The 25,085-nt window shown below is 58.8% G+C and carries 21 protein-coding genes; 15 read left to right on the forward strand and 6 right to left on the reverse strand.

Translation table 11 applies throughout. From position 1 onward, the window contains the following. Nucleotide 1 precedes the first annotated feature (1 nt). The 11 genes from CDO73_RS09630 (at nucleotide 2) to CDO73_RS09680 (ending at nucleotide 17,764) form a co-directional block, all read left to right on the forward strand. Complete coding sequence (locus tag CDO73_RS09630) at nucleotides 2-1,312, forward strand: acyl-CoA dehydrogenase family protein (protein ID WP_088488307.1); 1,311 nt, start codon at nucleotides 2-4, stop codon at nucleotides 1,310-1,312. 307 nt (nucleotides 1,313-1,619) lie between these two features. Beyond that, entirely contained in the window at nucleotides 1,620-2,042 is a 423-nt protein-coding gene (locus CDO73_RS09635; protein WP_088488308.1) for a hypothetical protein, read from the forward strand. A gap of 44 nt (nucleotides 2,043-2,086) precedes the next feature. Further along, on the forward strand, nucleotides 2,087-7,192 hold the full coding sequence (locus CDO73_RS09640; protein ID WP_088488309.1) for a DUF4132 domain-containing protein: 5,106 nt from the start codon (nucleotides 2,087-2,089) through the stop codon (nucleotides 7,190-7,192). Between the two features lie 396 nt (nucleotides 7,193-7,588). Further along, nucleotides 7,589-9,307, forward strand: a complete 1,719-nt coding sequence (locus CDO73_RS09645; RefSeq protein WP_088488310.1) for an alpha-keto acid decarboxylase family protein — start codon at nucleotides 7,589-7,591, stop codon at nucleotides 9,305-9,307. 200 nt (nucleotides 9,308-9,507) lie between these two features. Continuing rightward, a complete protein-coding gene (locus CDO73_RS09650) occupies nucleotides 9,508-10,974 on the forward strand; it encodes an N-acetylmuramoyl-L-alanine amidase (protein ID WP_088488311.1) in 1,467 nt (488 codons plus the stop codon). A 140-nt stretch (nucleotides 10,975-11,114) separates the two neighbouring features. Continuing rightward, entirely contained in the window at nucleotides 11,115-11,639 is a 525-nt protein-coding gene (locus CDO73_RS09655; RefSeq protein WP_088488312.1) for a hypothetical protein, read from the forward strand. Nucleotides 11,640-11,812: 173 nt separating this feature from the next. Further along, entirely contained in the window at nucleotides 11,813-12,574 is a 762-nt protein-coding gene (locus CDO73_RS09660) for a methionine ABC transporter ATP-binding protein (RefSeq protein ID WP_088488313.1), read from the forward strand. Continuing rightward, nucleotides 12,571-13,248 carry a methionine ABC transporter permease gene (locus CDO73_RS09665; RefSeq protein WP_088488314.1) on the forward strand — a complete coding sequence of 226 codons (678 nt, stop codon included), beginning with the start codon at nucleotides 12,571-12,573 and terminating at the stop codon, nucleotides 13,246-13,248. The genes CDO73_RS09660 and CDO73_RS09665 overlap by 4 nt, the downstream gene beginning before the upstream one ends. 49 nt (nucleotides 13,249-13,297) lie before the next feature. Next, nucleotides 13,298-14,158 (forward strand): MetQ/NlpA family ABC transporter substrate-binding protein, encoded by an 861-nt coding sequence (locus CDO73_RS09670; protein ID WP_088488315.1) that lies wholly within the window; start codon nucleotides 13,298-13,300, stop codon nucleotides 14,156-14,158. Nucleotides 14,159-14,324: 166 nt separating this feature from the next. After that, a complete protein-coding gene (locus CDO73_RS09675) occupies nucleotides 14,325-16,037 on the forward strand; it encodes a methyl-accepting chemotaxis protein (RefSeq protein ID WP_143536106.1) in 1,713 nt (570 codons plus the stop codon). A 116-nt stretch (nucleotides 16,038-16,153) separates the two neighbouring features. After that, nucleotides 16,154-17,764, forward strand: a complete 1,611-nt coding sequence (locus CDO73_RS09680) for a glycoside hydrolase family 26 protein (protein WP_256972634.1) — start codon at nucleotides 16,154-16,156, stop codon at nucleotides 17,762-17,764. 147 nt (nucleotides 17,765-17,911) lie between these two features. Here the strand turns inward: CDO73_RS09680 and CDO73_RS09685 are convergent, their stop codons facing one another. Together CDO73_RS09685 and CDO73_RS09690 are read right to left on the reverse strand one after the other, a co-directional pair. After that, on the reverse strand, nucleotides 17,912-18,487 hold the full coding sequence (locus CDO73_RS09685) for an NAD(P)H-dependent oxidoreductase (protein WP_088488318.1): 576 nt from the start codon (nucleotides 18,485-18,487) through the stop codon (nucleotides 17,912-17,914). Nucleotides 18,488-18,640: 153 nt separating this feature from the next. Then, the gene (locus CDO73_RS09690) at nucleotides 18,641-19,033 is read right to left on the reverse strand and encodes a winged helix-turn-helix transcriptional regulator (RefSeq protein WP_088488319.1); all 393 of its coding nucleotides are present in this window, start codon (nucleotides 19,031-19,033) and stop codon (nucleotides 18,641-18,643) included. A gap of 134 nt (nucleotides 19,034-19,167) precedes the next feature. On the opposite strand from CDO73_RS09690, the gene CDO73_RS09695 reads away from it, so the two are divergent. Further along, nucleotides 19,168-19,737 (forward strand): GNAT family N-acetyltransferase, encoded by a 570-nt coding sequence (locus tag CDO73_RS09695; protein ID WP_088488320.1) that lies wholly within the window; start codon nucleotides 19,168-19,170, stop codon nucleotides 19,735-19,737. 97 nt (nucleotides 19,738-19,834) lie between these two features. On the opposite strand, the gene CDO73_RS09700 is transcribed toward CDO73_RS09695, so the two are convergent. Beyond that, on the reverse strand, nucleotides 19,835-20,488 hold the full coding sequence (locus CDO73_RS09700) for a stalk domain-containing protein (protein WP_179218655.1): 654 nt from the start codon (nucleotides 20,486-20,488) through the stop codon (nucleotides 19,835-19,837). 324 nt (nucleotides 20,489-20,812) lie between these two features. On the opposite strand from CDO73_RS09700, the gene CDO73_RS09705 reads away from it, so the two are divergent. The 3 genes from CDO73_RS09705 to CDO73_RS09715 all read left to right on the forward strand — a co-directional run bounded on the left by CDO73_RS09705 (nucleotide 20,813) and on the right by CDO73_RS09715 (nucleotide 22,534). Beyond that, nucleotides 20,813-21,307: an LURP-one-related family protein gene (locus CDO73_RS09705; protein WP_088488322.1), complete on the forward strand. Its 495-nt coding sequence runs from the start codon at nucleotides 20,813-20,815 to the stop codon at nucleotides 21,305-21,307. A gap of 82 nt (nucleotides 21,308-21,389) precedes the next feature. Further along, complete coding sequence (locus CDO73_RS09710) at nucleotides 21,390-21,974, forward strand: SLOG family protein (protein ID WP_088488323.1); 585 nt, start codon at nucleotides 21,390-21,392, stop codon at nucleotides 21,972-21,974. Nucleotides 21,975-22,027: 53 nt separating this feature from the next. Next, nucleotides 22,028-22,534 carry a hypothetical protein gene (locus CDO73_RS09715; protein ID WP_143536107.1) on the forward strand — a complete coding sequence of 169 codons (507 nt, stop codon included), beginning with the start codon at nucleotides 22,028-22,030 and terminating at the stop codon, nucleotides 22,532-22,534. Nucleotides 22,535-22,671: 137 nt separating this feature from the next. On the opposite strand, the gene CDO73_RS09720 is transcribed toward CDO73_RS09715, so the two are convergent. The 3 genes from CDO73_RS09720 to CDO73_RS09730 form a co-directional block, all read right to left on the reverse strand. Beyond that, the gene (locus CDO73_RS09720; protein WP_088488325.1) at nucleotides 22,672-23,172 is read right to left on the reverse strand and encodes a hypothetical protein; all 501 of its coding nucleotides are present in this window, start codon (nucleotides 23,170-23,172) and stop codon (nucleotides 22,672-22,674) included. A 118-nt stretch (nucleotides 23,173-23,290) separates the two neighbouring features. Further along, nucleotides 23,291-24,070: a Cof-type HAD-IIB family hydrolase gene (locus CDO73_RS09725; RefSeq protein ID WP_088488326.1), complete on the reverse strand. Its 780-nt coding sequence runs from the start codon at nucleotides 24,068-24,070 to the stop codon at nucleotides 23,291-23,293. 39 nt (nucleotides 24,071-24,109) lie between these two features. Beyond that, nucleotides 24,110-24,898 (reverse strand): Cof-type HAD-IIB family hydrolase, encoded by a 789-nt coding sequence (locus CDO73_RS09730; RefSeq protein WP_088488327.1) that lies wholly within the window; start codon nucleotides 24,896-24,898, stop codon nucleotides 24,110-24,112. Nucleotides 24,899-25,085: the final 187 nt, after the last annotated feature.

Consider the following 25,085-nt stretch of genomic DNA (forward strand, 5'->3'; position numbering starts at 1 on the left):
AGTGAAAGCCAAAGCAATCGACGCGTTTATCCGAAACGAACGGGAAGCGAAACTTGCGGTCTGGGCCGATCGGCTGGCGGAACGTTTCGCGGAGCGGGCGGCGAAACATGACCGGGAAGGTTCGTTTCCGTTCGAGAACTTCGAAGAATTGAAAGCGGCGGGTTACGCCAAGCTGACGCTGAGCGAGGAGCAGGGCGGCGACGGATTGTCGCTCTACGAATGGCTTTCGGTGCAGGAGCGTCTCGCGCGAGGCGACGGTTCGACCGCGCTCAGTGCCGGCTGGCACGGCGGCATGATGCTGCACTATCGGGAAACGGATATTTGGCCGGAGCCGAGCTATTCGGCATTCTGCCGGGACGTAGCCGCGTCGGGCGCGATGATCAACAAATTCGCGAGCGAACGCGCGACCGGCAGTCCGACGCGCGGCGGTCGCCCGCAGACGACGGCTGTTCGCGTCGAAGGCGGTTGGAAGCTGACCGGCCGGAAGACGTACAGCACGCTGTCTCCGCTGCTTACGGATTATATCGTCAGCGCGGGGATCGAAGGATCGCCGGAAGTCGGCGATTTCATTATTCGGTTGGGCGGTTCCGACGCAGCGGAAGCGCAGACGGAAGCAGGGTCTCCGTTCTCGCCGGACGGAGGAGCGCTGCCTTCGCCCGAAGAGATCGCGCGGCGCGCCGAAGCGTCTGCGCGGGGGGCGGCCGAACTTCGCGCGGCGGCGGGCGTGACGCTCGAAGAGACTTGGGATACGCTCGGCATGCGCGCTACGGGAAGCCATGATATCGTGCTGGAGAACACGTTCGTGCCCGACGAGCAGGTCATGGGCATCTATATGCCCGGACAACCCAAAGGCGGCGTGGACGACGGCGACGGTTGGATGCTGCATATTCCGGCCTGCTACCTCGGCATCGCGCTGGCGGCGAGAGATTACGCGTTGAATTTCGCCAAAAATTATACGCCGAACAGCCTTAAAGAGCCGATCGCGACGCTGCCGCATATCCGTCAATGGATCGGCCAGATCGACAGCGAACTGCGGCTTGCGCGCACGGCGCTGTACGATATCGCGGACCGTTGGGATCGCCTGCCGGAAGAGCGGGCTTCCATGCGTCCCGAGTTCGGCTGGGTCAAATACAACGCGACCCATCTCGCCGCTCAGGCCGTGGACAAAGCGATGAAGATCGTCGGCGGCGCCAGCCTGTCGCGAAACGTGCCGCTGGAACGCTATTACCGCGACGTGCGCGCCGGCCTGCACAATCCGCCGATGGAAGACGCGGTGCTGCACATGCTCGCTCGCGCGGCGCTGGAAGAGTGATGCAGAAATATGCCTTTAGCCCGGGCTTTTGCAAGGTTAAAAAGGGCTTCAAAGCGAATTTATGACCAAACCCCGTCCGTATCCGTACCTTGTCAACGTTAAAGGTAAGATTACGTTCAACTAAAACGCACCTAAAGCGTGTGTGTTTTAGTTGAACGTAACCCTTTGATTAAGAGTTGAAAGGTTATGCGCGGCGGGTTTTTTTATGCCGAGAATTCTGTTAAAATAGAGTCAGACAGAGATGGGAACACTCATTCGCTTTTCTTGCAAAGGGCCGATTCGGCCGACCCGGAAGGAGGGAACCGAAATGAAGTTGAACGCTATAGTGAAAAGCCCCGGGCGCAAAAGGGGCGTGGCGGCGCGCGAGCTGGATCTGCCCGGCATGCCGCGCACGCTGCGGGAGCTGATCGAACAGACCGTGCAGGCGATGGTCGGAGAGTTCGAACAGCGGCGCGCGGGCGAGAGCCTGCTGCCGTATCTGACCGAACGCGAGATCGGGGAAGGCGCGAACACCGGCAAGGTGGGATTCGGCGCCGTTTACGGCGAGAAAGCTCCGGACGAACGGCAGGCGACGGAAGCGGCATTGCTGGCTTTCGAAGACGGACTGTATCGGGTATTTCTCAGACAGGAAGAAGCGACGGAACTGGATGCCCCGCTGACGTTGGCGGACGGCGACGAGGTCGTGTTCATGCGCTTCACGATGTTGGCCGGAGGATTCTGGAACCGGTAAGCGCTTTAGCGGCATCCGCACATCACATGAAGGAGGCGAAGAATATGCAAGAAGAAAGTCTGCAAATCAAGCGGGAAGAAGAGTATTTCGAAACGTTGAAAGAACGGGCGGGGACGCTGAGCGGCGCGGAAGCCGAATTGGCCGGACTGCTGATCGAGACGGCGGAGAACGGGTACGTGAGCGAGCATGTGGAATCGGTCCAGAAGATCCGTACGCTGCTCGAAAACCGGGCGGGAGAACGTCCCGAGACGCTGTTTGCGCCGCTGGAAGACATCGCGCGACTTCTGATTCAAGAACCTGCGGGGAGCTTCGTAAGCCGCATCGTCGAACGCACTTCGGATTATCCGTACGCGAGCGGCTATATGCGCCGTCCGTTCCGCACTTCCTCGCCGTCCGCGCATCTGATTCGCGTGCTGAGCAAGATCGCCGGACTGGTGTGGATCGAAGCGTCGGGCTCGACGCTGGACGGCTATCTGACGACGCCGAATTATTCGGACGGGCGCACCCGCGCTTTTTACCGGTTGAGCCAGGTGCTTCCGGACCTGATCGCGCTGCGTCTGGACGACGGCGACGAAGCGGTCGAATCCGCGCTGCGCGACATCGTGCTCGGCGAGAACCAGACGGCTCTTTTGAGCCGCGAGATGCTGATGGGCATGCTGATGAGCCGCCGTTCGGATATCCATGCGTTGGTCGGCGATCTGCTCGTGGCCGCGCGGCTTCAGGAGGGACTGCGCCAGTCGATCGTCGAGAGCGTCGATTTCGGCACGCTGGAAGCTTTTACGTATATGTTGAAGCTGGTTCTGGATCACGGATTCGTCCGTTATGCTTCGATCGTGCGCGCGGCCGGCGTATGGTCGGGACTGCCGCTTGACGTGCTGGACGAACGCGTCGTGACGAAGATGCTGGAGAAGACGCATGCGGCGTTAAGCGATCCGGAACTGCGGGCTTCGTGGCTGGATTCGTCCAACGCGCAGGAAGTGTTCGTCGCTTTGTTCGTTCAAGGCATGATCGAAGAAGACGAGCTGCCGAAGCAGGTGCGGCGCATCATGGGCTCGGGCGAACATTACCGCAAAGCGGTCGCCCAATACGTGCTGTCGATGAGCCAGAACACGGAACTGAAATACGCCTCGGCGCTCGATCTGCTCTATGCGGAAGAACGCGATCCCGAGCTGCTGCACTGGATGCTGAGCAACTATACATACGATTACGACGTGCAGTGGTTGATGGAAGAAGAACTTGACGACCAGACGGCATGGATGAAAGACGAACCTCGCCGTCTTACGATTCGGCGCGCGCCGGGTCTCGAGGATAAAGAAGAACGCCGCAGGCAGTTCGAAGCGTTCGCCGAGCTTCTGACAGAAGGACCGCAGAAAGCCGTGAACGGACAATCCGGAGCGCTCGATTTCTTGAATTACGGCTACGATCCGGCAATCGTCCTGCGCAAAATGATGTACCTGACGGCGTACGACATGGACCGCGAATGGACGGCGCGCCTGATCGGGTCGGCCGGTTCGATGAATGCCGAAGGCCGGTACGAACTGCTGAAATTTTTCCTGAAGCATCTGGATTCGCGGGAGCAGCGGGACTTCGTCTTCGACGAGCTGTCCGACAAGAACATCCGCAACCGCGAGACGGCGCTCAAGCGCGCCAAAGGCATGACGCTCTCGGAAGAAGAGATGCAGCGGGTCGAAGGACTGCTGAAACTTAAAACGGGCACGCTGCGCCAGAGCGCGATCGCCCTGCTGCTCGAACAGCCGCGCGAAGCGTTGAACGGCGCGCTGGATCGCCTGCTCGGCGCGAAAGCCGAACTTCAGCGTCTGGCCGGGCTGGAGCTGCTGACGGAGCTGTCCGCAAGCGAAGAACGTTCGGCGGATTACGAAGCGCTGCGTCCGCTGGCGGACAAAGTGGCGAAGCCTACGCCCAAAGAAGAGCAGCTGCTCAAGAAGCTCGAAGCGCCGGAGCAGCGCAGCGAATACTCGGCAGCCAAAGGCTTCGGGCTGTGCGACTTGAACGCCGTGGAGCCTTGGCTGCTGGAACCGGTCGCGGAGCCGCTCGATTTCGATCGTTTCTTCTCGCTCGATCCGAAGAAAGCGGAAGACTTTATCCGCGGGTTGGACAAGCTGGTGCATAAGTTCCGCGATTACGAATACGAATATTCGTATTACGCCGGCGCCAAGCAGCAGGCGTTGGTCGGGACCGATTTCCGGCAGACGTCTTACCGGCCGACAGGTTGGCTGGATACCGTTCTCGACAACGGTTATCGCCGCGAATCCGAATTGGATCGGTATCCGCTGGCCGAGACATGGCGGGAATACGTGCAAAGCAGCGGCTTCAGCGCCGAAGAACTGCTCCAACTGCATCTGATCGTGCAGACGCAGGATCTCGCGGGCACGCTGGACGATCATTACCATGAATTCTCGAATCATTACGATTATCGGCAGCTGGAGCGCATTCGGCTGCTCGACGGCTGGCGCGAAGAATATATCTCGAAGCTGTATCCGCTCGACCGGCTTCGCCCGCTCTGGAAAGTGCTGGACAAATGCAAGTACGACGAAACGGTCTGCACGCTGATCGACTTGTTCTATGCCGACAGCGATCCGCAGCCCGGATTCGAAGCGGCGGCTTCGGCTATGGAGCGCCTGCTGTCCGAATTCCCGGCGGACGCTTCGGAGAGCGATCGTCCGGTGTGGCTGGTCCTCGCGAATACGTGGCTGCCGGTCCTGCGCGGACGGATCTACGACGATACCTCTATGCGCCGTTATCTCTCGCTGAACGCGCGTTACGACGAAGCGAGAAAGAAGCTGGAAGAAGACGCGGGTTCTTCGATCGAAATCCGTCTGTTGTTCAAAGCGCATACGTTGGGATGGATCGGAGACAACGAGATTTACAAAGCGATTCTGGGCGAACGAGGCAGTTATCTGCTTCGCACGCTGACGGCGCATCCGCCGGAAGAGCTCCGGAAGAGCGAGCGTCTGCAAGGCATCCTCGCGCGCATCGTGAATCGTCTGCTCGAGATCGAACTGGCGCGGGGAGATCTGGGCACGGAAGCGACTTCGCTCGCGGTCGCGCTTCAGCGTATCGAAGGCATCGACGCGTTCGTCCGCATTCTGGTCAGTCTGGGGGGAGAGACGTTCGTTCGCGGCTTCATCTACAGTTACGGCGACAACTATACGAAGAAAGAGTCGCTGAGCCGTCTGCTGCGGGCCTGCTATCCGGCCGAAGGCGACAACGCGGCGCGATTGGCGGAGAAACTGCAAGGCACCGGCATCTCGGAGCAGCGTTTGTTGGAAGCCGCGATGTACGCGCCGCAGTGGATCGACATCATGGCCGACTATCTGGATTGGCCGGGACTGCGCAGCACGGCTTGGTATTTCCACGCGCATATCAACGAAAGCTTCTCGGCGGAAAAAGAAACGGTCGTCGCGCATTATTCGCCGATCACGCCTCAGGAGTTCAACGACGGCGCGTTCGACGTGCAATGGTTCGAAGAATCGTACCGGACGATCGGCGAGAAGCGCTTCAAGCTGCTCTATGATTGCGCCAAATATATCTCGGGCGGTTCCAATCACCGCCGCTCGCAGCTGTTCGCGGACGCGGTGCTCGGCAAGCTCAAGCTCGAAGACACGCGCAAACAGGTCGAGAGCAAACGGGGCAAAGACCAACTGCTGGCGTACAGCCTGATCCCGCTCGGCAAGAAACGCGAACAGGATCTGCGCGAACGTTACGATTTCCTTCAGAAGTTCCTGCAAGAAAGCCGTCAGTTCGGCGCGCAGCGCCGGGCCAGCGAAGGCGCGGCGGTACGGATCGCGCTCGGCAATCTGGCGCGCGGCGCGGGTTACGCGGACGCGACGCGCATGCAGTGGGACATGGAAGCGGGCAAGATGGACGAACTGATCATCTACACGCGGCCGTTCGAGATCGAAGACGTGGAAGTGAAGCTTGCGATCGACGCCCGGGGACTGCCGGACATCGACGTGACCAAAGGCGGCAAAAAGCTGAAATCCGTGCCTTCCCGCCTGAACAAGAGCGAACATATCGTACGTCTCAAAGAAATCAAAAGCGAGCTGACCGACCAGCACCGCCGCTTCGTGCGGGAACTGGAACGTTCGATGGAGAACGGGGCCGCGTTCCGCGTCTCCGAACTGCTCAAGCTGCACGGCAATCCGGTCGTCTCGCCGCTGCTGGATGATCTGGTGTTCAAGCTCGTCGGCGCAACGTCGGAGACGCCGGTACTCGGTTATTTCCGGGAAGACGAACGTTCGCTGACGGATATCGAGACTCGGCAGGGTACGCCGCTGGCGGAAGACGCCGAACTGGTCATCGCGCATCCGGTCGATCTGCACGGCAGCGGTCAGTGGGCGCTGTATCAACGCGATTTTATCGACCGCAGCCTGCATGCCGAGTCGACCGGCCGCTTCGAAGCGCCGAAGCAGCCGTTCAAGCAGATCTTCCGCGAGCTGTATGTGCCTAACGCGGACGAGAAAGCGGCGGGCACGTCGTCGTCCCGCTATGCGGGGCATCAGGTGCAGCCGAGCAAGACGGTCGCGCTGCTGCGCGGACGCGGCTGGACGGTGAGTTACGAGGAAGGCCTGCAGAAAGTCGATTACGAACATAACGTGATCGCGACCTTGTACGCGATGGCGGATTGGTTCTCGCCGGCCGATACCGAAGCCCCGACGCTCGAAACGATCGAGTTCTCGGACCGCCGGACGCATAAGCCGCTGAAACTCGAAGACGTGCCGCCCGTCCTGTTCTCCGAGATCATGCGCGACGTCGATCTGGTCGTCAGCGTGGCCCATGTCGGCGGCGTCGATCCGGAAGCCAGCTTGACGACGATCGAGCTGCGGACCGCGATCGTGCGCGAAGCGCTGATCCTGCTCGGCAAAACGAACGTCCGTCTGGACGGCAATTTCGCCCGAGTCGAAGGTTCGCTCGGCGAATACGCCGTGCATCTGGGCAGCGGCGTCGCGTACAAGCAGGCGTCCGGCGCGCTGAACATCATTCCGGTCCATGCCGGGCAGCGCGGCCGCCTCTTCCTGCCGTTCCTCGACGAAGACCCGCGCACCGCCGAGATTTTGTCGAAGATCGTGCTGCTGTCCGAAGATACGAAGATCAAAGATCCGCAGATCTTGGAACAGATTCGGAACTAGTGAGTTGACCGCATAGAATCTAAGGTTTGAGTCCTTCGGAAACCCGCACGGTTTAAGCGGGTTTCTCGTCGGAGACTTCGTACACGGGTTAGGTAAGAAATCTCGGAGGGCGAAACCTAACCTCTTAAGCGGTCAGCGTACTAGCCGAAGACCTCGTTTCCCGTACACAAGCGGGTGACGTGGTCTTTTTTACGCACGGTCGTAGACGAAAATCGTTGTCTGCGCGCGAAATTTTTAGCCCGGCCCGGATTTTGGTATGATGACGACAGAGAGAATCGCACAATTTGAAGCATCCCGACTGCTCGACCGAATTCGGGGTAATCATAGTTGTAGGCCTGCGCCGCCGATGCCGATCGGATACGCGGGGCCGGGCGATCACGGAAGGAGCGTGCCAGCATGGCCAAAACAATCATGGGAAAAATTCGTTCGAACACGCAAGGAGAAGGCGGAATTACGCTGGGAACCTATCTGTTCGACTGTCTGAAAAAAGAAGGCGTGACGGAAGTGTTCGGCGTACCGGGCGATTATAACTTTACGTTATTCGATACGTTGGAAGAATGTACGGGAATCCGGGCGGTTCCGACCCGCAACGAGCTGAACGGCGGCTATGCGGCGGACGGATATGCGAGAGTCAAAGGATTGGCGGCGCTGATCACCACGTTCGGCGTCGGCGAACTCAGCGCCGTCAACGCGATCGCGGGCGCTTACAGCGAGAACGTGCCGATTATCCATATCGTCGGCTCGCCGAAATCGGACAAGCAGAAGCAGGGCAAACTGATGCATCATACGCTGATGGACGGCGATTACGACGCTTTCCGCCGGGTCTACGAGCCGATATCCGCTTACACGGCCGTACTGACGCCGGACAACGCGATGGCCGAGATTCCGAAAGCGATCGCGATCGCGAAACGCTTCAAAAAGCCGGTCTACCTGTCGGTCGCGATCGATCTGGTGCAGCAGCCGCTCGCTTTGAAAGCGCCGAAGATCGAACAGCCGAAAACGAACGAATCGTCGCTCAAATCGGCTTCGAAGCATGCGCGCAAGATGCTCAAATCCGCGAAGCGGGTCGTTTTGCTCAGCGACGCGAAGGTCAAGAGCTGGAAATGGGAGCCGCTCGTGCGCGAGATCGCCGAGAAACTTCAGATTCCGGCCGCTTCGATGATGATGGGCAAAGGCGGGTTCGACGAAAGCCATCCGAATCATATCGGGATGTACGGAGGCAAACTCGGCAGCGAGAAAGTGCGCGAAGCCGTAGAAAGCGCGGATTGTCTGATCGTAGCCGGATTCGTGGAGTCCGATACCAATACGGCGAACGAAACGGCACGTCTGAATCCCAAAAAAATGATCGTCGTGCAGCCGGAATCGGTCACGATCGGCGGTCAGGAATACGCGAATATCCTCGGGGAAGACATGCTGCGCGAACTGGCGGGATTGGGCTTGACGGCCGAGCAGCCGATTCCGGGCGCGGACCGTCCTTACAACAGCGGCACGCAGCTCGACGGCAGCCATGCGCTCGAAGCGGCCGAATATTATCCGCTGATCCAGCGGCTGCTTCAGCCGGGCGATATCGTGATCGCGGAGACGGGAACGTTCGCTTACGGATTGTCGCAGCTTCAGCTTCCGCAAGGCGCGACGTATATCGCGCAGGGCGGTTGGCAGAGCATCGGTTACGCGACGCCGGCGGCGCTCGGAGCCTGCATGGCCGCGCCGAAACGGCGGGTGCTGCTGTTCACCGGCGACGGTTCGCTCCAGCTCACCGCCCAGGAACTCAGTTCGATGACGGAATACGGCTGCAAGCCGATCGTATTCGTGCTCAACAACGGCGGATATACGATCGAGAAACATCTCAATTTCCGCGTGCCGGTCTCGGATCAGCCGTATAACGAGATTCCGGGTTGGAACTACGTCAAGCTGCTGGAAGCGTTCGGCGGCGACGCGCGCGCGGAGCGGGTACGGACGATCGGGGAACTGGCGCGGGCATTCCGCGACGCGGAGCTGCAGCGTTCGGACAAATTGTGTTTGATCGAGATGATCGCCGCGGACGGAATGGACGCTCCGGCTTATCTGGAACGCATGAGCGAAGAGTTGGAGAAACAGGAGCAAGGCGGCCGATGATCGGCGCTTCTTCTTAACTTGATAAGAATCCGGACGGTTTCGTTCCCGGTCGCGGGAACGGGGCCGTCTTTGTCTTTTTCTCGAAAAAGTACGGCGGTCGTGGAACTTAACCGGAACGCGCGGCGTCTATATCTACGGGGCGTCTTCGCGGCGCTTTCGACATTTTACGGAAAAAGGAGCGGTTGCGGGGTGGAACAGGCATGACGGAACGGATAGGACGATCGGCGATCGGGAGAGTTCTGATCGCGGCGGTATTTGCTTTGGCGGCGGTGTTTTTCTTGTCGGTACAGACGGGGCAGGCGGCTTCGGCCACGAAGATCGTGCTCGACGACAGGGAAGTGACCGGTGCCAGGGACGTATTGACGGTAAAAGGGACCACGATGGTTCCGATTCGGGTCATTTCGGAAGAAATGGGTTACCCGGTCAAATGGAATTCGGGCAGCGGCGAAGTCACGATCGGAGGCGAAAGCGACGGCGTCGTGCTGAAGCTGGGCAGCCGGTCCGCGGTATCGGGAAAAGGATCGACGACCTTGGAACAGGCGCCGTTCTCCCGCTCGAATACGACTTACGTGCCGCTGCGCTTCGTCGGCACTCAGCTCGGCTTGGCCGTGAAATGGGACGGTTCGGCCAAAACGGTCTATCTGCAAACGCAGCCGTTGGAAGGGCCGCAGACGGGACCGAACGACGACAGCGATCTGCCGCCGAACCCGGCGCCGGGCACGACGGCGGCTTCGACGGTCGATCAGATCAGCTTCAGCGAGAATCGCCTGATGATCGCGGTCAGCGGAGACGCGACGCCGAAAGCGGCCAAATACGATTCGCCTTACCGGATCGTGGTCGATCTGCCGAACACGTCGTTCGGACCGCTGTTCGCGGAAGGACAAGGACTGCTTGCGGGGCAGCAAGGCAGCATTTCGGTCGCCGGATCGTCCGACGTGACGGGGATTCGTTTCGCGCTGAACGACGATTCTTCCGCTCGTGACGGTTCGCAGCTTCGCACGCGGGTCGTGATCGATCTGAATAAGAACAAGAGCTACGAGATGTACCGCGAAGGGAATCTGATCTTCGTCGATCTGAATCGTTCGGGCGGGCCTTCGACGCCGGGCGTCGGCAGCGACGGCAAGAAGATCGTCGTCATCGACCCCGGACACGGCGGCAAAGCGACGGGAGCCGTCTACAAAGGCGGCCCGACGCTGATGGAGAAGAACGTCAATCTCGATATGGCGCTCAAAGTCGAAGCGCTGCTCAAGCAGGTCGACGGTCTGGACGTCGTGATGACGCGCAGCGACGATACGGACGTCTCGCTGCAAGGACGCGTGGATATCGCGGAGAACCTGAACGCCGATATCATGGTGTCGATCCATGCGAACAGCATGCCGGTCGGTTCGAAGCCGACGAGCGGGACGGAGACGCTCTATACGAAGCCGGAGAGCAAGAAGCTGGCGGAGACGATCCATAAGCATCTGATCGAAGCGACCGGCCTGCCGGACCGCCGGGCGAAATATCAGAACCTGCATGTCGATCGCGAATCGAACCTGCCGACGGCGCTGGTGGAGACGGGCTTCCTTTATGCCGGAGGCGACGTCGAGAAGCTGACCGATCCGGCATGGCAGGACCGCGTCGCCCAAGCGATCGCGGCCGGAATCGTCGAGTATTTAGGTTTATAGAAAGTCGTACGGAAGACCGCTATCGCGAGATGGCGGTCTTTCTTTGTGCGCCTTCGCTTCCGACGTAAGCCGAAATCGAGTGGAAAGCAAGCGCAGCGGGTATAAAGGAACAGGAAGCGGACCGCTAAGGAGGAAAAGCGATGGAAAGCAAAAGCATGCAAACAGACGGGGCGCCGAATGCGGCCGACAAGAAGCGGATATCGTTCCGGGAACTGGCCGCTTATACGGGGATCGGCCTGATCACGGGCACGATGCTGGGACTGGTGCTGAAAATGATTCAGGCGATGAGCGGGCATCGGGTTTACCGGCTGCTGCTTAATGCCGACTATGTGCCGCTGCTCGGTCGGTTCCGGCTGACCGAAACGGCGGAGTTCGTCATCCACTTGTTGATCTCGGCCGTGCTGTGCGCGCTCTTGGGATTGATCGGGCGGCGCATCGCGAAGCGGCGGCGGCTCTCCGCGAGCAACGCGGCAGCGATCACCGCGGTCGTCGGTCTGTTGATCGGCGCGCTGCTCTATCCGACGACGCTGCTGTCTGCGGGAGGCACGCCGCCGATCGATAGCCTGCCGGCTTGGACTTGGTGGTTGGCTGTCCATCTGCTGTACGGTTTCGTATCGGGGCTGCTGCTGTATGCGGCTCTGCCCAGAGAAACGAAACGTTTCTAAAACCCGGCAGGTTTTTCATTGTGCAAACAAGCATGCCCATGACTGCGGCGATTGTAAAAATAATATTAAAATAATGTGAAGAAATAGTGACACAGCGCATAGATTACCTTATAATTTAGTGGATTAAAGAATGTAACAGAACAAAAAAATAGTGATACAAGGAGGGGGCGGCCATTCTATCCCTGCAAGAAGTCAGCAAGACGTACACGGCGCAGGGCCAGACGTTTCAGGCTGTTCTTCCCGTCAGCATGGAGATCGAGACGGGCGGGATTCACGGAATCATCGGCACCAGCGGCGCGGGCAAATCGACGCTGCTGAGATTGATGAACTTGTTGGAGCGGCCGGATACGGGCAAGGTGCTGTTCGAAGGACGGGATCTTGCCGCTGTCGGGGAACGCGAGCTGCGCGAGACGCGGCGGTCGATCGGGATGATCTTCCAGCAGTTCAATCTGGTTCATAACCGTACGGTTCGAGGCAACGTAGCCGCGGCGTTGGAACTGGCGCGAACGCCCAAGCGCGAACGCGAATCGCGAATCGCCGAAGTGCTGAAGTTCGTCGGGCTGGAAGAGAAAGCGAACCAGTATCCGGCGCAGCTCAGCGGCGGCCAGAAACAGCGGGTCGGCATCGCGAGGGCGCTTGCCAGCCGGCCGAAGCTGCTGCTCTGCGACGAACCGACCTCGGCGCTCGATCCGCAGACGACGGAAGACCTGCTTAACGTCCTGCTGCACGTCAACCGGACGCTGGGCGTCACGATCGTCATCGTGACTCACGAGATGGAAGTCGTCCGGCAGATCTGCACGCGCGTGTCCGTCATGGAGACGGGCGCGGTGGTCGATACCTTCGACCTGCCGAAACGCGCGGAAGAAAACGTCCGTTCTCGACTGTCTTACCGCGAACAGATTCTCGGCGCGGCAGGGAAAGGAGAGACGTCATGAGCTACGAACGTCTGACGGAGATCTGGACGCAGTATCAGCAGCAGATCTGGGAAGCGATCGGCCAGACTTTCTACATGGTCGGCATGTCGACACTTGCGGCCGCAATTCTGGGCATTCCGCTAGGGACGCTCATCTATGCGACGCGCCCCGGCGGGATGCTGGAGAACCGTACGGCGTCGGCGCTGCTTAATACGCTGGTCAACGTGATCCGTTCGTTTCCGTTTCTGCTGCTCGTCGTGTTCATGTTCCCGCTGACGCGGGCGATCGTGGGCACGACGATCGGCACGACGGCGGCTACCGTACCGCTGGCGGTGGTGGCGATCGCGGGATATTCCCGCCTCGTCGAACAAGCGCTGCTCGAAGTGCCGCGCGGCGTGATCGAAGCGGCACGCTCGATGGGCGCGTCGCGCCTCGAGATCGTATGGAAGTTTCTTTACGTGGAAGCGCGCTCCGGCTTGGTGCTGGGACTGACCACGTCGATCGTCAGCTTCATCTCGTATTCCACGGTCGTCGGCATCGTGGGCGGCGGAGGCGTCGGCGATTTCGCGATCCGGTACGGTTATCAGCGTTTCGAGATGGACGTGACCATCTGCATGATCGTCTTGATGGTGCTGCTTGTCCAGATCGTTCAGGTGGCCGGCAGCTACATCTCGCGCAAGATCGACAAGAGGTAATGTTACGCGCAAGACCAATTCATCATTTAACGGGGGTACGACATTCATTATGAAAAAGTCTCTGATCCTTATTCTGACCGCGCTGTTCTTGGTTCTGGCAGGCTGCGGCCAAGCGGCTACGACATCTTCGGACAAGACGTCCGACAAGACCAAGACGGACGCCGCGGCGACCGAAAGCACGGAAAGCAAAGAATTGACCACGCTGAAAGTCGCTTCGCTGCCGGCGCCGATGGACGCGATCCTGCTGCTCGTGAAGCCGCTGCTCGTCGAAGACGGCATCAATCTCGAGATCGTCGAGATGTCGGACAACATCCAACCGAACGACGCGCTGGCGAATAAGGAAGTCGACGCGAACTTCTTCCAGCACGTGCCTTACGCCGAGGCTTACAACGAAGCCAAAGGCGCGCATATCGTGCCGGTACAGCCGGTCTACAACGCGATGTACGCGGGATACTCGAAGAAATACAAATCGATCGACGAACTGCCGGACGGCGCATCGGTCGCGATTCCGAACGACCCGCCGAACATCGCGCACTCGCTGCTGCTGCTCGAACAGAATAACCTGATTAAGCTCAAAGACGGCGTCGGCATCAAAGCGACCATTCAAGACATCACGTCCAATCCGAAGAACCTGCAATTCAAAGAAGTCGATCTGCTGACGCTCAACCGCATGATGGACGACGTCGACATGGTGACGATGTATCCGGCTTATGCCAAGCCGCTCGGCTTGTCGGCCAAGAAAGACGCGCTGATCGTCGAGAAAGACATGCAGGCGTTCGCGATTACGCTGATGGCCCGCGAAGACAACAAGAACGACCCGGCCATTCAGAAGTTGGCGGAGCGCATGCGCGGTCCGGAAGTGAAGAAATTCTTGGAAGAAGAATACACGGACACGTATCCGGCCTTCTAAAGCCGGGTATCCGGATAGATCGCAGGCCGTTCGGCGTAAGCCGAGCGGCCTTTTTTTGCCGAAAAGAAAAGTAATCCTTATCAAAAGCAAACAACCTGCCGAAATAGGATGGAGAGCAACCGGGCTTGAAAAAAATTTATCCGCACAGCAGAGGAGAGGCAACAAGTTGAAGCTTACGATCAGACAGAAGTTGTTTGGCGGATTTGGCCTGATTATCGGATTGATTATCGTTTTGAACACGTTTACCAATCTGGGAACGTCGACATTGAAAAACCGATCGGACGAATTGAAAGACCTTCATATTCCGAACGTCGTCATGTTGGAGAAGATCAACGACCGCTTGAAAACGATCGACCAGTTAACGATGCGCAGCATCTTGGAAACGGACGACTCGCAGATGAGCGGGAGCCGGACAGAGATCGAACAAGCCATGAACGAGATGAACGACACGATCGAAAAATATGCCGCTTCTTTGACTTCCGAAGAAGAAAAAGAAGGAGCCGCGCAGTTCAAAGAAGCTTCGGCGGGCTACGAGCAAGCCGTTCAGCAAATCCTGACGCTGTCGGAAGCCAATCGCGACGACGAAGCGACGAAAATGCAGCAGCAGACGCAGGAGTTGGTGTCCAAGATGACCGAAGCGCTGGGAGCGACCATCGATCAGAAGATCGCGACGATGAACGCTTCCGCGCAGGATCAACGCGACGCGACCGGAATGATCTTGACGGTGTCGATCGCCGCTCTGGCCGTCGCCGTGCTGTTGGCCGCCGGATTGAGCCTTCTCATCTCGCGCAGCATCACCCGCCCTCTGGCCGCGTTGACCAAGCATGTCGATCGCATGGCGGAAGGCGACCTGAACGAATTCGAAGACCTTCAAACGCTGCAAACCGGGCTCAAAGGCGAATTGGGACGTCTCGCTTCGTCGCTGGAGCGGATGGGGCATAATCAGCGCGATATTCTGCTCGAAGTGGGCCGAACGTCGGGAACGCTGGCCGCTTCCGCCGACGAGTTCAAGTCGGTGGCGCAGGAAAGCGCGAGCGGAGCCGAACATACCGTGTCCACGATGCGGGGCATGAACGATTCGATCGAAGCCCAACTGATCAGTTCGCGTTCCGGCGGAGACTTGATGCAGCGGATGCTGGACAAGATCGTCGTGATCCGGGACCGGGTCGGAGAGACTTCGGAAGCGGCGGAGAGCGCCAGCGCCCATTCGGAGCAGGGCGTCGAAGTCGTCGGCCAAGCGGTATTCCAGATGGAATCGACGAACGAAGGCATGACGGAGATGACGAAGGCCGTCGAAGCGTTGAATCAGCGTTCGATCGAGATCGGCGGCATCGTGCAGTTGATTACCAACATCGCCAAGCAGACAAATCTGCTGGCGCTTAACGCTTCGATCGAAGCCGCGCGGGCCGGCGAGCACGGCAAAGGCTTTGCCGTCGTCGCCAGCGAAGTCGGCAAGCTGGCCGAGCAATCTTCCGCTTCGGCCGCCCAGATCATCGGCATGATCGATCTGGTGCAGGAAGACGCGGGTCGTCTGAGCCGGGTCATCGAAGAAGCAACGGCGCAGGTCTCGGCGGGAAGCGAAGCGATTCGGGCGACGGGCGAGCTGTTCGGACGGATTCGCGAGACGGTGGGCCGGGTCGGCCATCAGAGCGAACAGGCGGTCCAAGCGTCCGGCGAGATGGTTCAGGTCGTGGAGATGGTCGCTTCGGCGATCATGGAGAGCGGCTCGCAGACCGAACGGACGGCCGAAGAAATCCGGAGCGTATCGGCGGTATCCAAACAGCAGGCGGTCGCGATGCAAAAAATGTCCGAAGGCGCCTTTTCTTTATCCGAAATGGCGGACGAATTGGAACGCTTGGTCGGACGGTTCAAGTTGTAATCGGGAATATGAGGAAAGACTCTTTTCGTTCATGAAAAGGGTCTTTTTGCCGATATAAAGAAAGATAGCCTGCAAGCAGGCAAGAGAGAAAAGGGGATGTGACGGGGTTGAACAGAATGCGAAAGGGACTTCTCAAGCTAAGCACGGCGCTGCTGGCCGCCGTGCTGTTGGCCGGAACCGCGGCGACGCCGCCGACGGCGTCTGCCGCAAGCGTATGGAATGTCTACAACGAAGCGATGCGGCTCGACGCGCAGGGCAAATATGCGCAGGCCATCGCCAAATACGAACAGGCGGGCCGCACGATGGCGGCGAGCGCCGACTACGGCAACGCGGGCCGCATGTACCGCAAAGCCGGCGAAGCCTATGTCAAACTGAACCAGTACGACAAAGCCGTGTCCAGTTGGGATCTGGAATCGGCGTATTACGCCAAAGTCCGTCTGACCCAAGACAGCATCGCGGTCAAACGCAAAGCGGACGCGCTGCGCAGCACCGTCGAGCTGTATTACGAGACGGGACTGTCGGCCGCCGCGCTCGGCAACCGCAGCCGCGATCTCGCGCCGCTGGAACCCGCGAACGGCATTCTGCTCGGCGCGTACGCGGAGCAGGACGCGAAGGTGCATCAAGGCGCGGGCGGCAAATTCTATACGGACGAATATCCGAAGATGACCGGACGCAAACACGCCGGTTATCTGATTTATTTCACGTACGGCATGAAGCTGTCCGCCGTACAATCGCATATCGACAAAGCGAAAGCGAACGGGACGGCGCTGGAATTGGGCGTTCAGCCGCTGCGGGGGATGAGCGAAGTGCAGGACAACGCTTATCTGCATCAGCTTGCCAAAGACGCGGCCGCGTCGGGCGTTCCGATCTTCCTGCGTTTCGCCAACGAGATGAACGGCAATTGGACCCCGTGGAAAAGCACGCCGCAGACGTATATCGAGAAGTTTCGTCTGGTCGCGAACGTGTTCCACAAGGAAGCGCCCGACAACGTCGCGATGGTCTGGGCGCCCGGCGCGGAGCCGATCGACAATATTCAGGACTATTATCCGGGCGACAAATACGTCGATTGGGTCGGAGCCAGCCTGTATTCGATCTACAACCCGTCCGCCGATCCGCTCAAGCAGGGCATGGACCGCAGCAGCCATATCGCGAAGCTGGACACGATCTACGATCTGTACGCCGACCGCAAGCCGATCATGATCGCCGAAGGCGCGGTATCGTATATGTATCCGGAGAAGATGCGCGACGTCACCGATTGGTCCGTCTATCAGACGCAGGTGTTATACGCGACGTTGCCCATGAAATATCCGAAAGTCAAAGCGATCTTCTGGTTCGACGTCGACGCGCAGGGCACGACCGACCGGGTCAAATATTACGGACTGTCGAACAACGCGAAGATGCTGGCGGCTTATCAGAAAGCGATCCTGAATCCTTATTATCTGACCGACGTCGGAAGCGGCACTTCGCTGTCGTACGCGCCGATCGCCGGGTCGGTGCCGGCTCGAAAACTCAAAGTCTCGGGCTACGTCAAAACATGGTCGCCGACGCTCGGCAAAGTGGTGTATCGGATCGGCGGCAAAGCCGTCGCGACCGCGACGACGGCGCCGTGGAGCGCGCAGATCGATTTCGCCCCTTACAAAGGCAGAACGATCGCGATCGAAGTGTCGGCTTACGACAGGCAGGGCAAGCCGGTGACGACGCAGACCGTGAAGGTCAAAGTGCAGTAAACCGCTTATTCGGTTACGACACGCAGCCCGCCGACGGACTTCGAGTTCCGTCGGCGGGCTTTCGTTTGTTCAAGAGAATCGCGAAAATTCCGGCGGTTGACGGTTGACGGTTGACGGTTGACGTCCGCGAGCGGAGCCGCTCGATCCTTAAGCTCGTTCTTGAAGCGCTCCGGCATGGCTTAACGGCTCGAACGGTTTCGCATTCAGCAGATGCTCGGCATATCGCTTCGCGCTGGCTTCGATCTCTTCGTCGCTCGTGCGCGAATTGATGCCGTACTGCACGAAGGGTTCTTCGTAAGGAGCGCCGACATATTCGGCCGTCAATTCGAACGGCCGCAGCAGCGTCCCGATCTCGTAACGGAATTCCCGGCCGGGCGCGTAATCTTCTTCCCGTACGCCCGCCGTGACGGCGACGCCGATCGATTTGCCGTGGAACACGTCGGTGCCCGGCCCGTAAGCCCAGCCTTGCAGCAGCACTTCATCCAACCACTGTTTCATCATCGGCGGGCAGTTGAACCAGTAGAACGGGAACTGCCAGACGATCCGATCATGCGCTTCCACCAGCGCCTGTTCGGCCGCTACGTCGATCACGCCGTCCGGATACTTTTCGTACAGCGAGCTGACCGTGATCTGTTCGGGATATTTGCGGATCTCTTCCAGCCATCTGCGGTTGACGCGCGATTCTTCGAGCGTCGGATGAGCGGCGATTACCAACGTTTTCATAAAGGACACTCCTTTTGAGTTCGTCTGGATTAAGATGCCCGACGTTTATCGGGTCTGCTTCTCCATTGTAGAAGGGGCAGAGCGCCCTGTTAAGTACGCACTTTCCGGTAACCGCCGCCGTCATGCCGCGTTTCTCGATTTGACGTGGAGGAGTCACTTCGAGGACGAAGGCTGCCGCTCGTCGTCTTCGAACGGATCTTCCAGCGCGAGACGCCGATCTCCGTAGACCCGATCCAAATGCGCTTCGCCCCAGTAACAGAAGAAATCGAGCACCCCGATCAGGCCGCTGCCGTATTCGCTCAATTCGTATTCGACTTTCGGCGGGACCTCTTGATAATCGTGACGAAGCACCAGTCCGTCCCGCTCCAATTCCCGAAGCTGTTGGCTCAGAACTTTATGGCTGACGTTCGGAATCAAGCGCCGGAGTTCGTTGAAACGTTTGACGCCGCTCGCGAGATGATAGAGGATCAGGCTTTTCCATTTGCCGCCGATCACGTCGAGCGTCACTTCGACGCCGATCCGGTATTTTTTTGCGGGTTGTTCCATCTGTTTCGAGCTCCTTTCGATTGTCCGGTTAAGCTCTCGGGTTTAGAATAACATGTCGGGACGTCACGAAGCACGAAACGCGGCTGATAAACGAGTACGGGACGCCGCTAGAAATCCGAAACGAACAGGAGAGAATGCAGATGAGATCCGAACAACCGGCAACCGAAAAAACAAGGTATATCATTCGCTACGCCGAAGCGCGAGACGCGGCAGAGCTGTCGGAACTTCGCGTGCGGATCGACGGGGAAACGGAGCATATGGACCGGGAAGCCGGAGAAGCGCTGATCGACGAACGCGGCTTCGCCGAACTGATCGAAGCCGACCGAAGCAGCCCGGTAAGGTTGTTTCTGGTGGCGGAAGCGGACGACAGGCTTGTCGGTTACGCGCGCTGCGAAGCCGGGTCGCTCAGACGGTTCGCGCACCGCGCGGAATTCGGCGTCTGCGTGCTGCGCGATTATTGGGGCTGCGGCATCGGCTCGTCGCTGCTGCGAGCGGTTCTGGAATGGGCGGACGCCGGAGAAACGATCGCCAAGATCCAATTATCGGTCGTGGCGACCAACGAATCCGCGATCCGGCTGTACCGCAAATACGGCTTCGAGATCGAGGGCGTGCTGCGCAACGATCGTATCCATGCGGACGGTCGCTTCTACGATACCGTGCTGATGGGACGTTTTCGCGACCGGGCGAGTTTGGCCGGCCGATAGCGTCGGTCAAGAAAAGCATGTTGATTTGACGCGAAAAAACCTCGCTTTCGGCAGCATCTGCCGACCGCGAGGCTTTTTTCGATGAAGACATTCCGACTTATTTGCCGCTCCAGATGACGTCCACGACCGTATACCCTTGATTGCTGCCGCTTCCCGCGGAAGTCGTGATCGTGACGGAGAACGCGCTACCCGAGTCGATAATCGAAAATCCGGAAGCGTCGACGTCTTCGACTTTGGACGTGGCGCCTTTTTGCGCGAAATACTGCTTGTATTGATTGCCGAGGGTCTCGAGGTTCTGCTTCGTCAGATAACTGAACGTGACGGCCGGCTTGTTGTTGTTGGACCCTTCGATCACGTCGAACAGTTTCGCGTCCGAAGGCAGCGGGAAATCCGAAGGCAGGTTGCTCGGGCGTTTGGTCGAGGCCGAACCCGACGGCGTGCCGCCCGTAGTGCCGGAAGAAGCGGAGCCGCCGATCACGACCCGGCTGTTCTTGGCATCGTAGTTGACCGACGTGTTCAGCGCTTCGCCGATCGAACGAACCGGCAGGTAGGTCGTGCCGTTGTACGTGATCGGCGCGAGCGTTTTGCCGTTGGCGTCTTTCGGCGTGTAGGTTTTGCCGTTGACCACGAGGCTCAGACCGGAATTGAGCGTCGCGCGGATTTCTTTGAGATTGGCTCCCGCATATACGCCGGCCGAAGCCGTCAAAGTCAGAGCGGTCGCAACGGCCAACGCCGTGATTTTTTTCTTCATGATCATTATCCATCCTCTCGAAATATAAGATGCCGACCGCGATCAGAGAAGAAGTTGACGGATTATGTAAGGTCGGTAGCTCCCATTACCCCGACTGCTTGCTTGCCTAAACCCCTTGGCGCATAAACCCTTCCTTGGCCTTACGAACGCGATATTCGGGCGGCGGACGGGTAAAAAAGAGGGAGCGTATCGGACTACCCGCAGAAGGAGAACGGGAGGAAGGCCTATTTTCGCATAAGTTACTCGGTACGAAGCGGGCGAACGCGGCGTTTATAAGTTTGAAGCCGAGGCTTTTACCCAAGACTTCACAAGGAGCGGATAACGATGGAACTGTACGTAACGGATAACTTTTTTAATATGGGGAGAACGGATATTCTGAACGCGGCGGGCGATCCGGCCGGCATGTTGGATTTGCGCAGCGCTTTCGGTTCGGCCGTCGATATCTATGCGAATTCGGGCGAACTGCTGTACACCGGCAAATTCCGCTTGATGATGCGCCGCTGGCAGATCTTCGACGCGAGCGGACGGCAGGTCGGAGAACTCTGCCCCCGCTTTACGCTGTTTACCAAAAAGTTCGAGTACGACGCGGGCGATCGGGGCGTGTACGATATCGAATCCCCCAACTTCTCCAAATCTTACAGCATCACGCAGGACCGGGCGGAAGTCGCGAGTTTCGAACGGACGTCGAGCTGGATGCTGAGCGGCGCTTATCGGCTGCGCAATACGTCGCGGCTGGACGATTACGAGCTGGTCGCCGTCGTGATGGGCGTCAACGCGATCCGCAAACGTCAGCGTTCGGCGTCGAGTTCCGGCGGCTGACGATCGAACGGCGGCCCGTATCGGGAACCTGCCTTCGGCATATGGTACACTGGAAGAAAAGGATCGGGGAGGCTGCAAGGTTGTGAAAAATATGCTGGTCACCGGCTACCGCGCGAACGAACTCGGCATCTTCAATCAGAAGCATCCGGGCATTCCGTTTATCCGCGAAGCGATCAAGCGCCGGTTGATTCCGCTGATCGAGGAAGGGCTGGAATGGGTCATCACGCCGGGCCAATACGGCGTGGATCTGTGGGCATGCGAAGCCGTAATCGAACTGAAGGCGGAGTATCCGCAGCTTAAGCTGTCGATCCTCGCGGCGTTCGCCGGAATGGACGAGAAGTGGAGCGACGAGAAGAAAGAATATTGGCAGAACCTGCTCAAGCAGGTCGATTATTACGGATTGGTCAGTAAAGAACCGTACAGCGGGCCGTGGCAGTTCAAAGCGCGGGACGCGCTGCTGCTGCGCAAGACGGGCGGGATGCTGCTGGTCTACGACGACGAAGCTTCTCCCGGCAGCCCGCGCTACTTCAAGGAAGCGGCCGAGAAGATGCGGGAAGAAGAAGGTTACGTGCTGATCCAGATCACGCCCGAAGATATTCAATCCGTGGCGGACGATCTGCAATCGGACCTGATCGACGCGCAGTCGGACGGGGCGGATTGGAATTAAAAGAGCAGCTTAAAGGGAATTTTACGGATCCGAACGTTCGGGAGGAATCGGCGATGGAACTGCATTTCGGAGGGAAGTTCTGGAAAGCGGGCAAGAGTCCGATCACGCTGCCGGACGGCGGAAGGGCAGGCGCGATCGAATACGGATCGAGCGATGTCTACGTGCTGGACGCCGAAGATTACGTGCTGTTCCGGTGCCGCTCCAAAGGACTGCCCAAACGTTGGGAAGTTTACGACGCGCGCGAGGAACTTGCCGGCAGTCTGACCCGGAATTCCCCGATGTCCGTCACGAAATTCGAATACGACGCCGGGGCGCGGGGCTGCTACGATATCGAGATGGACCCGCGGCTGCGGGGTTACCGGATCGAAGGCAGACGGGAAGCTGCGTTCGTGGACCGCAAGAAACAATGGTGGGCAAGCGATCGATACCGGCTGCTTACGGAGAACGGAGCCGAAGGACCCGTGAACGAATACGAGTGGATCGCCGTCATGCAGGGAGTAGCGCTGCTGAGCCGACGTTCGCCCGGAATCGCGGGAGCCGCATTCGATATCTTCTCCTGACAAGCGCCGTCCGGAAAAAGAAAGACATGAACGCAGCAAAAAAACCGCCGCGAAGCGGTCCGTCGGGGACGGTCTTCGCGGCGGTTTTTCGCGTTTCGGCTCGAGCCGGGGCGCTGGGCGGCTCCGGGCGGGAAGGATCATCTGCGGTTGAACGAAAACCCTTCTTCCGCCAGATATTCTTCGGCTTCTTCGCGCGTCTCGAACGCCATTTCCAGACTTTCTCCGGAGTAGACGAAGAACGTCTCTTCTTCGAACTTCAGGATCAGTTCTTGACCTTCTTCGTCGGTCCAGATCTCGTCGTGCGACGAAGCGGCCGAAGAAGACGGCGCCGAAGCGGCTTGGGGAGCGGAAGCTCCGCCGGCCGGCGACAGCGAGCGGATCGACGCGTCGATGATCTCGCGAAGCTGCGCTTCCGAGAAGTCGCGCACGTTCACGAAGCCTTTGTCGTCCGTGTCGTAATCGCCGACCAGCCCGGCGAACACGTAACCGTTGCCGTTCGGATGGAAGCGGTAACCGACGGTCTTCTTGTCGTGCGCGCTGCCTTCGAAATGATAGTTGACGCGTCCGAGCGACACGTCGCGCCGCTCGAGTTCCGGGAACGAATCCAGAATCGCGAGTTTTTGTTCAAAAGTAAGCATGGGTATGTTGAACCTCCAAAGTGGATAAGATCGGGCAAGAGATCCGCAAAAGATCGAGCTTCGCCGTTTGCTATTAGTATAGCACGCCGAGCGATGCCGCAAGCGGGCTTTTCGCCTTTTACAGCAGCCCCGCCAATTGCAAACCGTGCGCGATGCCGTCGTCCTCGTTGGTCTTCGTGACCCACTTGGCGACCGCCTTCACTTCCGGCAGGCCGTTGCCCATCGCCACGCTGTTCGGAATGCCGCTCAGCATCTCCATGTCGTTCAGCGCGTCGCCGAACGCGTATTGGCGCTCCGGCGGGATGCCGAGCTTCTCCGTGATCTTGCGGATGCCTTCCAGTTTGCTGCCGCCCGCCGGAAGCACGTCCGCGGAGATCGGACTCCAACGGATAAAGGACAGCGCGGGGAAGATCGCGTCGTACAGTCCTTGATCTTCTTCGCTGCAGAACAGCGAAGCCTGATACACGAACCCTTTTTGGTAGAACAGCGGGTCCGGCGTCGCCAGCGAAACGTAATTCAGCAGCATGCCGAAGCCCTGCGCGACGAATTCGTCGTCCGGCACGGTCGCTTTCATCTCCGCGTCGTCGATCAGGATGACCGGATGGTTATGCTTCATCGCGATGTCCGTCATCTGTTCGAGAGACCGCTTGTCGATCGGGTTGGTATAGATCACCTGACCGTTCAAGACGACGTATTGTCCGCTGTAGCTGACATAAGTGTCGATGCCCAGATCTTCGCGAAGTTCTTTGAACATGAACTGCGGCCGTCCGGTCGCGATCGCGACGATATGTCCTTGTTTTTTCAATTCTTCGATAGCGGCGCGGGTGGAGGGTTGAACTTTCTTCTGCTCGTCCACCAGCGTGCCGTCGATATCGAAAAAGATGATGCTTTGTTCCATGCTTGTGCCCCCGTTCTTTTTATCGATCTCGTTCACGTCCTACAGCAGTCCCGCCAGCTTGAGCCCCTGCGCGATGCCGTCCTCGTTGTTCGAGGTCGTGATCCATTTGGCCGCTTCTTTGGCTTCCGGCATGCCGTTGCCCATCGCCACGCTGTTCGGAATCCCGCGCAGCATCTCCAGATCGTTCAGCGCGTCGCCGAACGCGTATTGGCGTTCGAGCGGAATGTTCAGCTTCTCGGCGATCTTCTGAATCCCTTTGAATTTGCTGCCTCCCGACGGAAGAACGTCCACCGAGTACGGATGCCAGCGGATAAAGTCGAACGTCTGCACCAGCGTCTCGTAAGGTTTCTCTTCGCCTTCCGCGCAGAACAGGAGCGATTGGTAGATCGGGCGTTCTTTGTAATACAGCGGGTCGTGCGTCGGCAGGATGCCGACTTGCAGCGTCCCGATGCTCTCGTTGATCCGTTCGCTGCTCGGCACGTTGGCGCGCATGCCTTCGTGATCCATATAAACGACGGCATGCTCATGATTGAGGGCCAGATCCGTCAACGTCTGAAGCGCTTCGGCGTTCAGCGGATTCGTGAATACGACTTGGTCTTCGAGCACGACGTAAGAGCCGTTATAGCTGACGTAAGTATCGATGTTCAATTCTCGGCGGATATGGTCGAAAAAGAACGGGGCGCGCCCCGTCGCGATCGCGACGATATGCCCTTGAGCTTTGAGCGCGGCGATCGCCTCGCGGGTCGAATCGTTGATTTGTTTGTCGTCGTTAAGCAGCGTGCCGTCGAGGTCGAAAAAGACGATGCTTCTTTCTTGCGGATTGTTCATGCGGGTTCCCTCCGTTTGCGGATGTCGCGACAAGTATCCTTCTATGCCGCGCGTTCGCTTGTGTTTCGGACCTGTCTCTTTTTTTGTCCAACTGTTGTCTCTGTCCGTTCCAGTATACCATGAGCGGGCGCGGGTAAGCTTCGGATCGCGAACGATAAGTCGGCGAATCTCGCTTTTTGTCGGACGA

Origin of the sequence: Saccharibacillus sp. O23 (assembly GCF_002205895.1) — a bacterium.
Classification (GTDB): domain Bacteria; phylum Bacillota; class Bacilli; order Paenibacillales; family Paenibacillaceae; genus Saccharibacillus.

Coding starts and splice junctions, on each gene's coding strand:
- CDO73_RS09635 (WP_088488308.1), top strand. CDS start 1,620: ATGAAGTTGAACGCTATAGTGAAAAGCCCCGGGCGCAAAAGGGGCGTG.
- CDO73_RS09640 (WP_088488309.1), top strand. CDS start 2,087: ATGCAAGAAGAAAGTCTGCAAATCAAGCGGGAAGAAGAGTATTTCGAA.
- CDO73_RS09645 (WP_088488310.1), top strand. CDS start 7,589: ATGGCCAAAACAATCATGGGAAAAATTCGTTCGAACACGCAAGGAGAA.
- CDO73_RS09650 (WP_088488311.1), top strand. CDS start 9,508: ATGACGGAACGGATAGGACGATCGGCGATCGGGAGAGTTCTGATCGCG.
- CDO73_RS09655 (WP_088488312.1), top strand. CDS start 11,115: ATGGAAAGCAAAAGCATGCAAACAGACGGGGCGCCGAATGCGGCCGAC.
- CDO73_RS09665 (WP_088488314.1), top strand. CDS start 12,571: ATGAGCTACGAACGTCTGACGGAGATCTGGACGCAGTATCAGCAGCAG.
- CDO73_RS09670 (WP_088488315.1), top strand. CDS start 13,298: ATGAAAAAGTCTCTGATCCTTATTCTGACCGCGCTGTTCTTGGTTCTG.
- CDO73_RS09680 (WP_256972634.1), top strand. CDS start 16,154: ATGCGAAAGGGACTTCTCAAGCTAAGCACGGCGCTGCTGGCCGCCGTG.
- CDO73_RS09685 (WP_088488318.1), bottom strand. CDS start 18,487: ATGAAAACGTTGGTAATCGCCGCTCATCCGACGCTCGAAGAATCGCGC.
- CDO73_RS09690 (WP_088488319.1), bottom strand. CDS start 19,033: ATGGAACAACCCGCAAAAAAATACCGGATCGGCGTCGAAGTGACGCTC.
- CDO73_RS09695 (WP_088488320.1), top strand. CDS start 19,168: ATGCAGATGAGATCCGAACAACCGGCAACCGAAAAAACAAGGTATATC.
- CDO73_RS09700 (WP_179218655.1), bottom strand. CDS start 20,488: ATGAAGAAAAAAATCACGGCGTTGGCCGTTGCGACCGCTCTGACTTTG.
- CDO73_RS09705 (WP_088488322.1), top strand. CDS start 20,813: ATGGAACTGTACGTAACGGATAACTTTTTTAATATGGGGAGAACGGAT.
- CDO73_RS09715 (WP_143536107.1), top strand. CDS start 22,028: ATGGAACTGCATTTCGGAGGGAAGTTCTGGAAAGCGGGCAAGAGTCCG.
- CDO73_RS09720 (WP_088488325.1), bottom strand. CDS start 23,172: ATGCTTACTTTTGAACAAAAACTCGCGATTCTGGATTCGTTCCCGGAA.
- CDO73_RS09725 (WP_088488326.1), bottom strand. CDS start 24,070: ATGGAACAAAGCATCATCTTTTTCGATATCGACGGCACGCTGGTGGAC.
- CDO73_RS09730 (WP_088488327.1), bottom strand. CDS start 24,898: ATGAACAATCCGCAAGAAAGAAGCATCGTCTTTTTCGACCTCGACGGC.